Genomic DNA, 13,994 nt, shown 5'->3' on the forward strand with positions numbered 1-13,994 from the left:
ATCGACATCTTCACATTGGCAAGCTCGACACCCGTGCCATCCGGACGAACCCGGATCTTCACGTTGTAGTCGACAACCCGTTTGACTGGCACGAGTATCTTCATGGGGTCCTTCCTTCAGGAGAAACTGGCTTCAGAGGCTTTTTTAGAAAATGCGCGCTTGGGCGCCGCTCCGATTGTCGAATGGCGACATGGATACGCGTTTTTCCTCCAAATTCAACGCTTCCATGACGCCGGCAGGCAATTTGCCTCGGCAATATATGGACGTTTACGTTCACGTCAATATAGCTATCAGCGTCGGCCCCAGGGAAAGCGCTGCGCCGTTTGCCCGTCCGTACCGGCCGCGATGGCCGGACCGGCACTGCGGTCGTTTCTCACGGCGCGGGGCGTGACGATCTGCCGGTCGAAGAGCGGTACACCCGGCCGGCGCAACACCAGGATCAGAAGAGCGCCGGCAAGAATGCCGCCGACATGCGCGCCCCAGGAAACGTCGCTATCAGGGGTGATCGCCAGCATGAAGAACTGCTGCCCGATCCACAAAAGCAGCGGAATGAAGGCCGGCAGGGGCAGTGGCACACGGAAGAACACCAGCACCCAGACCCTGACGCGCGGATGCAGCATGACATAGGCGGCAACGACGCCGGAGATCGCCCCCGAGGCGCCGACCAGCGGCGCTTGCGAGGTCATGGTCAGCAGGCCGTGGCAGAGCGCGCCGGCGGCCGCGCAGAGGAGGTAGAAAATCAGGAAACGCAGATGCCCCATGGCATCCTCGACATTGTCGCCGAAGACCCAGAGGAAGATCATGTTGGAGGCCAGATGCCAGAAGCCGGCATGGACGAAGGCATAGGTGAGATAGGTCAGCGGTTCCGGCACGATTTCCAAGCCCGGCGCCAGCACAGCGTCGCCGAAGGCGATCGCCGGGATATAGCCGAGCCCGACAGTTGTCGCCTGGGCTGCCTGTTCGCTCTCCAGGCTGGTCAAAAGCCAGACCGCGATATTCAGTGCGATCAGTGAGAGTGTCACCCACTGGACCTTGATATGTTTCAGCGTATTGGCGTCGTGAAGTGGTATGAACATAAGGCCCCCCGGCGATCGTGCGGCAAGCCTATCTGTTTTTTCCCGGAACCCAAAGCACATCCGCATGGCCGCGGGCATTGGCATGGCGTGCGGCGACGAAGAGAAAATCGGAGAGCCGGTTGACATATTTCATCGCCGCCTCGCTGACGATTTCGCCATCGGTGCGGGCAAGCGCCACCATCAGACGTTCCGCGCGCCGTGCAATCGTCCGGGCAAGATGCAGATGTGCGGCGGCCGGGCTGCCGCCCGGCAGGATGAAGGATTTCAGCGGCTCGAGAGCGGCATTCAGCTGGTCGATATCGCGCTCGACGCGGTCGACCTGCGTCTCGACGATCCGCAGCGGCTCATAGGCCGGCGGCTCACCGGTGTCAGGGGTGGCGAGATCGGCGCCGAGATCGAAGAGATCATTCTGGATCGACATCAGCATGGCGTCGAGTTCGGGCAGGCCTGAAGTGTGCAGCCGCGCCAGGCCGATCGCGGAATTGGCCTCGTCGATCGTGCCATAGGCCTCGACGCGCAGATCGTCCTTTGTCCGGCGCGGGCCGGAAACCAGCCCGGTCGTGCCGTCGTCACCTGTCTTGGTGTAGATCTTGTTGAGTTTGACCACGGTTCCCCCTCAAAGCGCCGTCAGGTCGGGCGGCCGCCGCCGGTCAGCCAGAGCGTTATCATGATCAGGACGACGGCGATCGCCTGCAACAGGACGCGAAGCTGCATCAGCTTGTTGGAGCGGTTGGCATCGCCGCCCTTCATCATGTTGAAGAGACCGCGAATCAGCACCAGGGCGACGGCGCCCATAACGATGATCGCGAGGACATAGGTGAACGTGGACATGGCACTCAGCTTTCTCAGTCAGTCCGTCCAGCGCATCAGGCGGTAGAAGAGGTCTGCCGGAAGCAGCCGCTTCAGGAACATGCCCTGCTTAGCCGGAGTCGTTACGGGATAATGTGGTCTTGGATTTTTCGAGTTCAATGCGTGTTTCAATACGGAATAGACCGCCTCCGGGCCGAGTTTATGGCGGTTGACCGGCCCCGATCCGTCGAGCCTTGCCAGTTGTCTGCTGTAATCGACCGCGTGCGGCGAATTGTCGAGGTCGATATTCTCCTTGATCTTTGCAAGCGCGTTGGCGGTGAAACGGGTGGCGATCGGTCCCGGCTCGATCAGGCTCACATGGATTCCGCTGCCCTGCAACTCCATGCGCAGTGTGATGCTGAGGCCTTCGAGCGCGAATTTGGACGCGGTGTAGGCGCCGCGATAGCGATAGGGCACGACGCCGAGGATCGACGAGCATTGGACGATCCGCCCCTCTCCGCGTTTGCGCATCGGCGGAATGACCTGCCGCGTCAGTTCGTGCCAGCCGAAGAAGTTCGCCTCGAACTGGGCGCGCAGCACTGCCGTCGAAAGATCCTCGACGGCGCCCGGCTGGCCGTAGGCGCCGTTGTTGAAGAGCGCGTCGATGCGGCCGCCGCTGCGTTCGAGAACCGCGCCGACCAGGTCGGAAATCGTCTCGGGCCTGGTATAGTCCATCAGGAAGGTCTCTATGCCGTCTGCTTCCAACCCCTTGAGGTCGTCCGGCTTGCGCACCGTCGCGAAGACACGCCAGCCATCGGCTTTCAGCGCCCGCGCGCAATGAGCGCCGATCCCGGACGAACATCCGGTGACGACGATGATGCGCTCTCCCGCCATGGAATGATTCCTGTACAAAATGGGACTCGTTTCCCATATTCGGCCAGAGGATACAATCTGGAAAGCCGGAGACGGAATGCCGAAGGTGCTGCGCACGATCTACGACGTGGTCTATGACGCGATCTGTCACATGATCGAGGATGACGGCTTCGCCATGGCAAGTCACGTGGCACTGTCGAGCCTGCTTGCGGTTTTCCCGTTCCTGATCTTCGGCACCGCGCTTGCAAGCTTCCTCGGCGCCGATCAGTTCTCCTCGACCGCCATCCACCTGATCTTCGACACCTGGCCCGAGGCGATCGCCAAGCCGCTGGCCGACCAGGTGCTGCAGGTGCTGACCATTCCGCGCGGCGGGCTGCTGACGATCTCCGTGCTGGCGGCCGCCTATTTCGCTTCGAACGGCGTCGAGGCGCTGCGCATCTCGCTCAACCGCGCCTACCGGGTGCAGGAGACGCGGCCCTGGTATTTCACCCGTCTCTTCAGCCTCGGCTACGTGTTGATCGCGGTCATCATCTTTGCGGCGATCAGCATTCTGCTCGTCGCCCTGCCGCTGGCGCTCGACTATTCCAGGAAATGGTTCCCTCTGTTTGCCGATACGCTCGACATCGTCTTCAGCTGGCGCATCTACGGCACGCTGGTGGTTCTGACGGTTGGACTGCTGGTCATGCATCTCTGGCTGCCGGCCGGCAAACGACGGGTCTTCGACGTTATTCCGGGCGTTTTGCTGACACTGCTTCTGTGGCTCGCCGGCGCACTGATCTTTGCCTACTACCTGGCGACCTTCGCCAATTATACGGCAACTTATGCCGGTCTGGCCTCCGTCATGATCGTGTTGATCTTCCTCTACATGGTCGGCGTCATCTTCATCATCGGGGCGGAGATCAATGCGGCGCTGATCAAGTTCCGCGTCTTCCGAATGTTTTCCCATACGCTTTCGATCGTCGGCAGAGAGCGTGTCGAAAGGCCATCAGAGCCCGACAAGACGGCGAATATCCGCTCCTGACATGCCTTGGGCGCGCAATTCGCCAAGCCCGGTGTCGCCTTCGCTTTTCGAAAGTTTGCGGCCGTCGGCGCCGAGAATGAGGCGATGATGGTGATAGACCGGCTGCGGTAGCCCGAGCAGCACCTGCAGCAGCCTGTGCACCGATGTCGCATGGAAGAGGTCGAGCCCCCGCACGACATGGGTGACGCCCTGCAGCGCATCGTCAACGACCACGGAAAGATGATAGCTCGATGGCGCATCCGAGCGCGACAGGATGACGTCGCCCCAGACGCCGGGCTCGGCGGCGATTTCGCCAGTCCTACCGTCGCCGGTTTCAGTCCAGAACAGCAGCTGACCGATCAGGTCGAGCGCCTTGCGCATATCGAGCCGCCAGGCATGTTTCCTCCCCGCGGTCAGCATCTCCTGCCATTCGTCTTTCGGCCGGTCGCGATCACCTGCCGGATAATGCGGAGTACCGTCTGGATCGCGTGGCCAGGATTCTCCCGCCGCCTCGTAGGCCGCGACGCGCGCCTTCACCTCGCTGCGCGTCAGGAAGGCCGGGTAGACCAGACCGCGCTCGATCAGCGCATGCAATGCTGCCTGATATTCGGGCAAATGTTCCGACTGGCGCCGCACCGGGCTTTCCCAGCGGATATCAAGCCAGTCGAGATCTCTGTGGATGCCGGCCTCGAACTCGGGCGTACAGCGTGTCTGGTCGATATCCTCGATGCGGAGCAGCAGGCGGCCTTGTTCAGCCCGCGCCATGTCGTGGTTCAGAAGCGCCGAGAGGGCATGGCCGAGATGCAACGCCCCGTTGGGACTCGGCGCAAAGCGAAAGACGGGTTTTTGACGCTCACTCGTGGTCATGCTTTCTTCTGCCATGGATTCGGCTTTTGAACCACTGCGAGGCAATGTGCAGATCATCCGCAACGAAGACGACGTCAGGCAGGGGCTCGAAGCATTGCTTCGCCTCGATCCGCGCCTTGCGCCGATCGCAGCGGACGCCGGACCCGTTCCGCTGCGATTGCGCGAACCCGGCTTTGCCGGGCTTGCCCATATCATCGTCTCGCAGATGGTGTCGCGCGCCAGCGCCGACGCGATCTGGCGGCGCATGCTGCCAGCGGATGGTCTTTTGACTGCCGAAGGCTACATGCTTCTTCACGCAGAGGCATGGCGCGAATTCGGCCTGTCGCGCGCCAAGGCCGAGACTCTGTCGCGGATCGCCGAAGCGGTTGCCTCCGGCCGCCTCGATCTCTCCGGCCTCTGCCTGAAGCCGCCGGGCGAGGCGCTTGGCGAACTCACCGCGCTGAAGGGTATCGGCCCGTGGACGGCGGAGGTCTATCTGATGTTTTGCGGCGGCCATGCCGATGTTTTCCCGGCCGGCGATGTCGCACTGCAGAATGCGGTCGGGACGGCATTCGGCCTTGCGGCACGGCCGCAGGCGAAGGCGCTTGCCGAGCTTTCGGAAGTCTGGTCGCCGTGGCGCTCGGTGGCGGCACGGCTTTTCTGGGCCTATTACGCCACGAAAATGCGCCGCGACATGGTGCCGATCGGCTGATCGGCAACACTCTTCATTTTGCCTTTATCCTCTGAATTTATTGGACTTCACAATCCTGTAACAACCGGCCTAATATACAGGTGCAGATGCCGAATCGATCAGGAGAGTCCCTTGACGATTGCAGTCTCCCCGCAGGCCCTGCCGGCGCTCGTCCTGAACGCTGACTACCGGCCGCTGAGTTATTATCCCTTGTCGCTATGGTCCTGGCAGGACGCGATCAAGGCGGTATTTCTCGACCGTGTGAATATCATCGCGGAGTATGAACATTCGGTTTCCTCACCGAGCTTCTCGATGCGGCTTCCGAGTGTCGTGTGCCTCAAGACTTACGTTCAGCCGTCCCGCAATCCCGCTTTCACCCGGTTCAACGTCTTCCTGCGCGACCGGTTCGAATGCCAGTATTGCGGCGCCCATGACGACCTGACCTTCGATCACGTCATCCCGCGCGCCCATGGCGGCGAGACGACCTGGGAGAATGTCGTGGCTGCCTGTTCGCCGTGCAATCTGCGCAAGGGCAGCAAGCTTCCCAAGCAGGCAGGCATGTTCCCGGCGCAGAAGCCCTACCAGCCGACGGTGCAGGATCTGCACAATAACGGCCGGCTGTTCCCGCCGAACTATCTGCATGACAGCTGGCTCGATTATCTCTACTGGGATACCGAACTGCAGCCGTGATCGAGTTGCTTACAGCACGGCGTCCTTCGGAGGCACAGAGAACGGCCGACTTAAGGGATTATGCAGAGGCAGCCCTGCGAACGCCTGCAAAGGCGAAGGCTGCGAGCAGAATTCCGGCAATCACGTTCCAGCCTGCAAAAGACAGGCCGAGCACCCGCAGCGCCGCATCGGTGCAGGACGGGCCTTTGATGGTGTTGAGTTCGCCGAGCAGATCGCCGGCATTGGTCGTCATGCTGCTTGCCGTGGTCGAGCAGGTGGCCGGCCCCGGCCAGAAATGCCATTCGACGCCAGCGTGATAGACACCCATGCCTGCCGTGACCAGCATCAGGATGCCGGCCGCCAGGATGAGCGCGCGGGTGATCCAGTTCGGCAGGCCGACGAGCTCGGAGATTGCGGCGAGAATCGCGATCGGGACGGCGTAATAATAAGGCTGGCGCTGCAGCAGGCAGAGCGCGCAGGGAATATAGCCGCCGATATATTGGAAGCCCAGCGCCGTGCCGACGACGGCCGCCATGCCGATCGCGAGCAGCAGGGAATAGGTAAAGCCGGGGCGGGTGAGCGGCGAGGAAGTGGCAGTCATGGCGGAACTCCGCAAAGTTGGTAAAGCCTGAGATGCGGATTCAGATTTTAGGCCTGTTCGGCCGAAAATCATCCTGTTCTAGTGAGCGAGATAGCGGTAGGCGGGATATAACACGATCACGGCGGCGGCACCGACGCTGACGATCTGGCCGAGGCGCTTCTCGATGAAATGGCGGATCGGCTCGCCGTAACGGCGCAGCAGCCAGGCGAGGAAGAGGAAACGCGCGCCGCGCGCGACGATCGCCGAGACGACGAAAAGCCCCAGATTGACGTGGATGACGCCGGACAAAATCGTGACGATCTTGATTGGCGGCAGATGCGCGAGACCCGAAGTGACGAGCAGCAGCAGGATCCACTCGTAGGTGACATAGGCCTTCATCTGCTCGAAGGCGTCGAGTTTGCCGTAGAATTCGAGAACCGGCCGCGCAACCGTTTCATAGGCGTAAAAGCCGAGCGCCCAGCCGGCGATGCCGCCGAGCACGGAGGCGACGGTTGCAATCAGCGCATAGCGGTAGGAGCGTTCCGGCCTCGAAAGCGCCATCGGCAGGAAGAGCACATCGGCGGGGACGAGAAAGACGGAGCTTTCGACGAAGGCGATGACGGCGAGCCAGACTTCGGCCGATTTGCGCGAGGCCAAAGACATGGTCCAGTCGTAAAGTCTGCGGAGCATTCCGTTTCCTTCCTGTTGCGGTGCAAAAGCTTTAGGGGCCGTGCGCGGTGCTGTAAATGCTCGCCCGTGTCCTTCCTGCCACCGCCGTCCAAAAATTTTCGTGATGCGGCGCATCCGCGCCTCTCTCGAGATTTCATGGGATTGCGAATCGGCCATTCTGCGGCAAGCTGTATTAGAGCATAGGGTCGACGTGCAGGGTGGCATGAGAATGTTCGAAGTGATCGAAGGCGGCCGTGGGCAGGCCGTGCAAATGGATGACCGGTCCGAAAAGGGGCGCGGACCGAGCAGAGACGATGTACGCCAGGAGGCTGCGCGGCGGCTGAGCGCCAGCGGCTGTCATCTGTCCCGCATCCGGGAGTTTGCGACCGGCGCGCCGATGCTGGCGTCTCTCAAATACTTGTCGCTACAGATCGATTTCGCGGCCGAGACATTGTCGCGCCTCGATCCGATCCCGGAGGATTTCCGTGCCGATGGCTATTGGCCGGCGGTCTAAAGCGCGTCGCAATCCTCAGATTCGCTTGCGATTTAGATGTTTGCTTTTACGCATGTCGGAATCGCAAAACCGCTGCTCAGTTTTGCGCGACCTACTCTAGGCAATCACGCTATCGCGCTCCCGCGAGAAATGCGGCGGTGTTTGCTCAGGACAGGTCCATCGACTTTTCCCATTGCTGGCGCAGGACGTTCATCTCCGTGCGCTTCTGGGCCATTTCGCTGACGGCGGCGCGCAGATTGGGATGGTGTGACATGAACATGTTAAAGTCTCGCCGCTCGAGCACCTCGAACTGGCAGAAATCGACGGCAATGACGTCGGCGGTGCGTCGTCCGCCGGTGAGAAGCGCCATTTCGCCAAAAAAGGCGCCCGGTTCCAGGCGGATCGCACCGCTGGCGAGCCGCACCTCCACCGCTCCCGAAGAGATGAAATACATGCTGTCGCCGCGGTCGCCGCGGCGAATGACGCGTTCGCCGGGAGGGGCGGACTTTGCCTTGAAGAGCAGCAGCAGCTCCTCTTGCGCGTCCTCGCTGACCTCGGAGAACAACGGGAAAGTTTCGATCAACTGCTGCATCTTCAACTGATGCTGACGCTCGCGCTCCTCGCTGAGCGCCCTGATCTTTTCCAGTTCCTTGCCGAGCGCTTTCTGCCTCTTTCTGCCGTAATTTTCCCAAAGGGAGGGCCATGTCGAATGGATATATTTCTTCAGTCCGTCGGTCGCCAGGATCACGATCGGGTTCAGCGTAATCGACAGGATTGCGGCGGCAAGGATCAGATCCTGGCCCTCATGCGGCAGAAGCCCGAGCGACACGCCGAGACCGGCGAGGATGAAGGAGAATTCGCCGATCTGGGCGAGGCCGCCGGCCAATGTCAGCCCCAGGCCGATCGGATATCTGAGCAGGATAACGATGAGGAAGGTGATGATGCCCTTGCCGAGGATGACCAGCGCCAGCGCGCCGATCACGGCCAGCGGCTGGCGCACCAGGATCGAGGGGTCGAAGAGCATGCCGACGGAGACGAAGAACAGCACGGAGAAGGCATTCTGCAGCGGCAGCGAATCGGCGGCCGCCCTGTGGCTGAGCTGGGATTCGCTCATGACGACACCGGCAAAAAATGCGCCGAGTGCAAATGAGACGCCGAAGATCGCCGCCGAGCCGAAGGCGATGCCGAGCGCGATCGCCAGGACTGTCAGCGTGAACAGCTCACGCGAGCCGGTGCGGGCGATCATCGTCAGCAGCCAGGGCACGATGCGAGGGCCGAGGAAGATCGCCATGGCGGCGAAGGCCGCCACCTTCAACAGCGTCAGGCCGATCGTCAGCACCAGCGGCAGGTCGCCGAGGCCGTGGTTGGTCGTATCGGCGGCGTTGCCACCCAGAAGCTCTGCGAGCGCCGGCAGCAGCACCAGCGCCAGCACCATCACCAGATCCTCGACGATCAGCCAGCCGACGGCGACGCGTCCGCTTGGCGCGTTGACGAGATTGCGCTCCTCCAGCGCCTTCAAGAGAACGACGGTGCTCGCCACCGACAGGCTGAGGCCGAGGACGATGCCGGCGCCGAGGCTCCAGCCCCAGAGTTGGCAAAGGCCGACGCCGAGCAGGGTGGCGAGAATGATCCGTCCGATCGCCCCCGGCACGGCGATGCCGCGCACGGCGAGCAAGTCGGAGGCGGAAAAATGCAGGCCGACGCCGAACATCAAAAGGATGACGCCCATTTCGGCGAGCTGACCGGCAAGGGCGGTGTCGGCGACGAAGCCCGGGGTGAACGGCCCCATCAGGATGCCGGCCATCAGGTAGCCGACGAGCGGCGGCAGCCGGAGCCGATCGGCGCCGTAGCCCAGGATCGCGGCGAAAACAAAACTGACGGCAACCGTCGCGATGAGTCCTACTTCCTGATGCACGTCCGCCCTCTCTATTTGTAGCGGCGGCCACTTTGGACGAAGCGCAAGCAAAATTAAACAAGTGATTTGAGCGGTGAGGCCCCCTCACTCATAGTTCTGGCCCGCCAGATGCAGACGTTGTCTGCGGCACGGCCGGGCCGTCACAATGTTGGAACCACTTGCGGCTTGCCTCGTTGCCCTTTCATCAAGAAAGGAGAACGACATGCGGAAGATTATCCTGAACTGTACTGTGGCGGCCCTTGCCGCCTGCTCGTTTGCAGCGCCTGTTCTTGCCGATAACGTCTATGTCAGGGAGCGTTCCTATGATGACGGCTATCGTCACGAGCGGGTACGACCTGGAATTACCATCAGCGAGCGAGGCGTCACTTTTGGTGCCGTGCGCGAACGTGAGCACCGCCGCTACCGCGATAGTGGCTGCGAAACCAGGAGCGTCACGCGCCAGACCGATGAAGGCGAGGTCACCAAGACGGTCCGACGCTGCAATTAACGAGACATACGCTACAAGGGCGAAGCCCGGTTCCCACGAGCCGGGTTTTCGCCTTTTGTGGCGCGACTGTCTGAATGGGTGGTGGAAGTGGTCCGTCGGTGTTATGAGCACGCCTTTGGTAAAAGCGCGTTCCCAGCGCAAATACCTCCCGCACAGGATTTTTACTATGATTGAGCTTACCCCGTCCCAGATCGCCGCACTCAAACTCGCCAGGGATGGAGATCTCTATCCTCAGCCAGCCAACAAATGGACGCACCAGAACGCGCAGGTGACTTACGCAAAAACCGACCGTTGGAAAGAGCGGCCGCAGAAAATCAAATCAGTCACTGCCAAGACGCTGGGTGAATTGAAGGAGCCGGGTTTCCTCGAGCGGCGGCATCTGGACGACGACGTCTCAAAAGACGTCTACGGCATCACCATGGCCGGCAAAATGTGGCTGTTGAAGAACAAGTAGGCTTCACCCGCAGGCGAATTTTGCTCCGTAGTCCCGTATCAGGTCTCCTGAGGCAGGGCTACGCGAAGCGATTTGAGATGATGGTGCAGCTAGCCGGAGCATTGTCGAACCAGTCCGCCTTCGTTCCTGACGGAACTACGGCGCGACAACCCTTCGCTTAGCTGCTCTTCGGCCTGCCGAGCCGAAGTTCGCAGAGCGTAGGTGGTGCCCCATGCCGGTTTAGTTCAGCCATTATCGAACCGGTCGCTTACGGGTAATTTCACCATACACTTCAACACGTTGTCGCATTTCTTCGCTCCGAGTCTTGCGACAGCTACAGTACCCCAGGCGAGAACACAATAGTACCTCGCTAAAAGTGCTGACTCAGTTGGGTCGAATCATTGTAGTGCTCTACTAAAGCAATTTAGAGGTGCGCAATGGTTGGCCGGCTGGTGGAGTTTTTTGGATACGCGCCGCTCGATCCCGCCGGGTTTCGGGCATCTGCGCTTGGACACTGTCCCTTTGTCGATGCCCGATGCATCAAACCTAATCACGGCGGCTGTTCACTAGAGCAGCGCGGCAGCGATCCTGTAATAATTTGCCCAAATCGACTTTATGCGGATAAGCACGCTGTGCTCGGCGACGTGGCGATCCAAGCCTTTGGAGATGGAGTAGAATTAACTCCTGCCGCAGAGATCACCCGCCGGAAAGATACAGGCACACTGACGGGGAACGAAGTCGCGGTTTTTGGCAAGTATTGGGGTAGCGAACTTTCCATCCCCCAGCCAGTGGATCCCGATAGCGACGAAACAGGCGGATTTTTCATCGACTATATTCTTGCCCGTCTTAGTACCGATGGCGAAATGGCAGAGTTCACCGCAGTAGAAGTTCAGACGATTGACACGACCGGAAGCTATAGAAATCAATCCGAAGCTCTGTTTCGCAACGATCCGTATATCGATGGGCGTGGGAACAACCCGGGTTGGTCAACAGCGGGACTTAATTGGGCAAACGTCTCAAAGCGTATTTTGCCTCAGCTGATTTATAAAGGTTATGTACTTCGCCGCGAACGAAAATGCGGTAAGGGCCTATTCTTCGTGTGCCCTAGCGCAGTTCTACGAAGAGTGCGAGCGAGGCTGGGAACCAAATTGCTCGAATATCCGATCGCAGCCGGTACGATAACCTTTCAAGCCTACGATGTAGGCCCATCCACGAAGCCAGAGACACGAAGAGAATTGATCAAAGGCGAGACATTCACTACTACGGTAGAGCAAGTTGCATATGCCTTCGTTTCGCCGGTAAATCTACCAGAAATGGGTGTTTACGAAAAGGCGATCACAGCCGCATTGGGGAGATGATCATTCTGCGGCAGCGGCTAACGCGCCACCCTGGGCAGCGATTATCGAGTCGGCGATGGTTCTGCCGAGGAGTGGTGGAACCGCGTTGCCAACTTGCACATACTGCTCTGTCCTTGAGCCTTTGAACTCAAACCAATCGGGAAAGGACTGAAACCGAGCAGCTTCCCGCACGGTAATAGCTCTATTTTGATCAGGATGAAAAAATGCTCCCCAATGAGGATCGCATTTGGTCAGGATTGTTGATGCGAGCCCGTCCCAACTCAGACGGCCATACCTCTTAGTGTGGTCAGAACGCTTCGCTCGGCGCATTCCAGCCGGCAAAAGCTCGTAAGGGATGTCGCGCCATGATCCACCCTGTGGAATATGCTCTAGCCGGCCCATGTTTACGGCTGAAAGGCGGGCCGCCGCGTGGTTCCTAACTACCTTTGACTTGAGGCGCATCTCCCGCTGATAGGCCGATGAAGCGCTGGCCAGATACTGGAGCTCGCCCGAATCTTCCCCGTTCTCCAGCGCCGGCAAATCGCCGATGGCTGCACGAACATTTACGAAGGGTTTGAGTCCAGGGCCGTGTGTTTGGCTTGGCCAAGGTATCGGAGCGCCTATACGATTGCCGACAAAGAGGATTCGTCGACGCTCCTGCGGTATCCCATATTCCTCTGCTTTTAGGATACGATGTTCTACAGCATATCCAAGCGATCGCAGGCCATCCAAAATAGAGATCACCGCCGCCCCGCCGCCGGCGGAGGTCATTCCTGTGACATTCTCTAGGACCACCCATTTCGGCAGCAGGCCGTCAACGATACGAAGGTATTCTTTGTAGAGGGATGATCGCTCGTCGTGAAGCCCTCGCGCATGGTTATAGACTGAGAAGCCTTGGCACGGGGGGCCGCCAACGATGACATCCAGTTCACCCTGGCGAACGCCGGTGCCTTTTAGAAAATCTGCGGCAGTGTAGTTCTGAATGGGGCCGGGCAGGAATCGAGCGCTGGAGTGTGTTGCCTCGAATGTTTCACCTGCGGCAGTGTCATAGTCGTTTCCCGCCAAGACGTGGTATCCGCCCTGCCTGAACCCTTCGCTAAGGCCACCAGCTCCACAAAAGAGGTCAATCGCGGTGAGATTTGTCATGCACGCCTCGAAACAGCATAGGTGAAGTAATCCGGGTTGCTACCCTCAGAACAGGCCGAGCTTCAATGATGTCACGTACGCATCCGTTGATTCGACAGCAGGAATCTTGCTCTATGTAAAGTGTCGGCGCAATGGACGCTACCTCAGGATAGTGAATAAATCATCATGGCAGATCGAATCTCCTCTGAACAGCGTTCGAGGAACATGTCGCGAATACGGTCCACAGGTTCGGTGCCAGAGATGCTGGTCAGACGGACCGTCCACAGCTTGGGATATCGTTATAGACTCCACGTGAGGGCACTGCCGGGTACGCCGGATCTGGTGTTTAGCTCCCGAAGGAAAGTTATCTTCGTGCATGGCTGCTTCTGGCACGGGCACGGGTGCCGAGTAGGTGGAAAGGGGCCAAAGTCGAATACGAGCTATTGGACGCCGAAAATCAAACGCAATCAGCAGCGGGATCAAAACGCTATGGAAGCGTTGCAGGAAGCGGGCTGGCAAACGCTCGTGCTTTGGGAGTGTGAGCTGAAGGATGTCCCCGAACTGGCGGAGCGCCTGATTGCTTTTCTCGGCCCCTCAATCAGGCGCACTCCAGATGGTTGATCGGTTTCGTTGGTTGACCTCGTGCGTTCGGCTCAGGGGGGCGCTGCGAATGACTTATAAAACGACTCATCGATAAAACCCCGTTCCAGACCATTTCGGAGCCGCCACCTAACCTGTGGAACCGTCAGCTTCATTGCATCCGCAAGCTGTTCGATGGTTTCGAACTTGCCTGTTCTGAGAAGGGCGATTGAACTGGCTATTCCTTCGACGGTCGTGCGTTCTCTCGAAAGCCTCCACCTGCGATACCGATGGTATTTGGGGTCGGTGACAATAGTGATTGCCGAGGGCTTGCTGTCATTCATGGGTTTTTCCGTCGTATCTCTGGATTGGCTCGATGCCGTGAGCGGGTCGGGATTAACGTTCAAGGATCGTGTTCCGGTCATGGCCTCT

At 59.7% G+C, this 13,994-nt stretch carries 18 protein-coding genes and 1 pseudogene; 8 read left to right on the forward strand and 11 right to left on the reverse strand.

The features are described 5' to 3' along the window. The 5 genes and pseudogenes from FHT75_RS33890 to FHT75_RS33910 form a co-directional block, all read right to left on the reverse strand. Nucleotides 1-104 (reverse strand): annotated as a pseudogene (locus tag FHT75_RS33890) (electron transfer flavoprotein subunit beta/FixA family protein); the annotation flags it as partial. 186 nt (nucleotides 105-290) lie between these two features. After that, a complete protein-coding gene (locus FHT75_RS33895; RefSeq protein WP_063476299.1) occupies nucleotides 291-1,076 on the reverse strand; it encodes a rhomboid family intramembrane serine protease in 786 nt (261 codons plus the stop codon). 28 nt (nucleotides 1,077-1,104) lie between these two features. Next, the gene (locus FHT75_RS33900) at nucleotides 1,105-1,683 is read right to left on the reverse strand and encodes a cob(I)yrinic acid a,c-diamide adenosyltransferase (RefSeq protein WP_028757254.1); all 579 of its coding nucleotides are present in this window, start codon (nucleotides 1,681-1,683) and stop codon (nucleotides 1,105-1,107) included. 20 nt (nucleotides 1,684-1,703) lie between these two features. Next, on the reverse strand, nucleotides 1,704-1,907 hold the full coding sequence (locus FHT75_RS33905) for a twin transmembrane helix small protein (protein ID WP_028757255.1): 204 nt from the start codon (nucleotides 1,905-1,907) through the stop codon (nucleotides 1,704-1,706). A gap of 18 nt (nucleotides 1,908-1,925) precedes the next feature. Beyond that, nucleotides 1,926-2,759 carry an SDR family oxidoreductase gene (locus FHT75_RS33910; protein WP_097545254.1) on the reverse strand — a complete coding sequence of 278 codons (834 nt, stop codon included), beginning with the start codon at nucleotides 2,757-2,759 and terminating at the stop codon, nucleotides 1,926-1,928. A gap of 76 nt (nucleotides 2,760-2,835) precedes the next feature. Here FHT75_RS33910 and FHT75_RS33915 point away from each other — a divergent pair, with 76 nt between their 5' ends. After that, nucleotides 2,836-3,759 carry a YihY/virulence factor BrkB family protein gene (locus tag FHT75_RS33915; protein ID WP_028757257.1) on the forward strand — a complete coding sequence of 308 codons (924 nt, stop codon included), beginning with the start codon at nucleotides 2,836-2,838 and terminating at the stop codon, nucleotides 3,757-3,759. Here FHT75_RS33915 and gluQRS read toward each other — a convergent pair. Continuing rightward, nucleotides 3,724-4,605, reverse strand: coding sequence for a tRNA glutamyl-Q(34) synthetase GluQRS (gene gluQRS, locus FHT75_RS33920; RefSeq protein ID WP_028757258.1), 882 nt, complete (start codon nucleotides 4,603-4,605; stop codon nucleotides 3,724-3,726). The genes FHT75_RS33915 and gluQRS overlap by 36 nt on opposite strands. Here gluQRS and FHT75_RS33925 point away from each other — a divergent pair. Both FHT75_RS33925 and FHT75_RS33930 read left to right on the forward strand, forming a co-directional pair. Continuing rightward, nucleotides 4,604-5,296, forward strand: a complete 693-nt coding sequence (locus tag FHT75_RS33925; protein WP_047619920.1) for a DNA-3-methyladenine glycosylase family protein — start codon at nucleotides 4,604-4,606, stop codon at nucleotides 5,294-5,296. The genes gluQRS and FHT75_RS33925 overlap by 2 nt on opposite strands. A gap of 111 nt (nucleotides 5,297-5,407) precedes the next feature. After that, entirely contained in the window at nucleotides 5,408-5,965 is a 558-nt protein-coding gene (locus FHT75_RS33930; protein WP_004671754.1) for an HNH endonuclease, read from the forward strand. 58 nt (nucleotides 5,966-6,023) lie between these two features. Here the strand turns inward: FHT75_RS33930 and FHT75_RS33935 are convergent, their stop codons facing one another. Further along, complete coding sequence (locus FHT75_RS33935; protein ID WP_028757260.1) at nucleotides 6,024-6,545, reverse strand: disulfide bond formation protein B; 522 nt, start codon at nucleotides 6,543-6,545, stop codon at nucleotides 6,024-6,026. Between the two features lie 78 nt (nucleotides 6,546-6,623). Further along, entirely contained in the window at nucleotides 6,624-7,214 is a 591-nt protein-coding gene (locus tag FHT75_RS33940; protein WP_028757261.1) for a YqaA family protein, read from the reverse strand. Nucleotides 7,215-7,416: 202 nt separating this feature from the next. Here FHT75_RS33940 and FHT75_RS33945 point away from each other — a divergent pair, with 202 nt between their 5' ends. Beyond that, complete coding sequence (locus FHT75_RS33945) at nucleotides 7,417-7,707, forward strand: hypothetical protein (RefSeq protein WP_048338611.1); 291 nt, start codon at nucleotides 7,417-7,419, stop codon at nucleotides 7,705-7,707. 145 nt (nucleotides 7,708-7,852) lie between these two features. Here FHT75_RS33945 and FHT75_RS33950 read toward each other — a convergent pair whose 3' ends face one another. Then, entirely contained in the window at nucleotides 7,853-9,601 is a 1,749-nt protein-coding gene (locus tag FHT75_RS33950) for a cation:proton antiporter (RefSeq protein WP_028757263.1), read from the reverse strand. Between the two features lie 202 nt (nucleotides 9,602-9,803). Between FHT75_RS33950 and FHT75_RS33955 the strand changes: the two genes are divergently transcribed. The 3 genes from FHT75_RS33955 to FHT75_RS33965 all read left to right on the forward strand — a co-directional run bounded on the left by FHT75_RS33955 (nucleotide 9,804) and on the right by FHT75_RS33965 (nucleotide 11,879). Further along, a complete protein-coding gene (locus tag FHT75_RS33955) occupies nucleotides 9,804-10,088 on the forward strand; it encodes a hypothetical protein (RefSeq protein ID WP_097545256.1) in 285 nt (94 codons plus the stop codon). Between the two features lie 166 nt (nucleotides 10,089-10,254). Then, nucleotides 10,255-10,542 (forward strand): hypothetical protein, encoded by a 288-nt coding sequence (locus FHT75_RS33960; protein WP_028757264.1) that lies wholly within the window; start codon nucleotides 10,255-10,257, stop codon nucleotides 10,540-10,542. A 416-nt stretch (nucleotides 10,543-10,958) separates the two neighbouring features. Then, nucleotides 10,959-11,879, forward strand: a complete 921-nt coding sequence (locus FHT75_RS33965; RefSeq protein WP_130814720.1) for a NotI family restriction endonuclease — start codon at nucleotides 10,959-10,961, stop codon at nucleotides 11,877-11,879. Here the strand turns inward: FHT75_RS33965 and FHT75_RS33970 are convergent, their stop codons facing one another. Continuing rightward, complete coding sequence (locus tag FHT75_RS33970; protein WP_130814719.1) at nucleotides 11,880-13,004, reverse strand: DNA cytosine methyltransferase; 1,125 nt, start codon at nucleotides 13,002-13,004, stop codon at nucleotides 11,880-11,882. It abuts the gene before it with no gap. A 165-nt stretch (nucleotides 13,005-13,169) separates the two neighbouring features. Here FHT75_RS33970 and FHT75_RS33975 point away from each other — a divergent pair, with 165 nt between their 5' ends. Next, nucleotides 13,170-13,604 (forward strand): very short patch repair endonuclease, encoded by a 435-nt coding sequence (locus FHT75_RS33975; RefSeq protein ID WP_131605899.1) that lies wholly within the window; start codon nucleotides 13,170-13,172, stop codon nucleotides 13,602-13,604. Between the two features lie 32 nt (nucleotides 13,605-13,636). On the opposite strand, the gene FHT75_RS33980 is transcribed toward FHT75_RS33975, so the two are convergent. Beyond that, a complete protein-coding gene (locus FHT75_RS33980) occupies nucleotides 13,637-13,906 on the reverse strand; it encodes a hypothetical protein (RefSeq protein ID WP_183845725.1) in 270 nt (89 codons plus the stop codon). Nucleotides 13,907-13,994: the final 88 nt, after the last annotated feature.

It is taken from the genome of Rhizobium sp. BK112, assembly GCF_014193215.1.
Taxonomy (GTDB): Bacteria; Pseudomonadota; Alphaproteobacteria; order Rhizobiales; family Rhizobiaceae; genus Rhizobium; species Rhizobium anhuiense.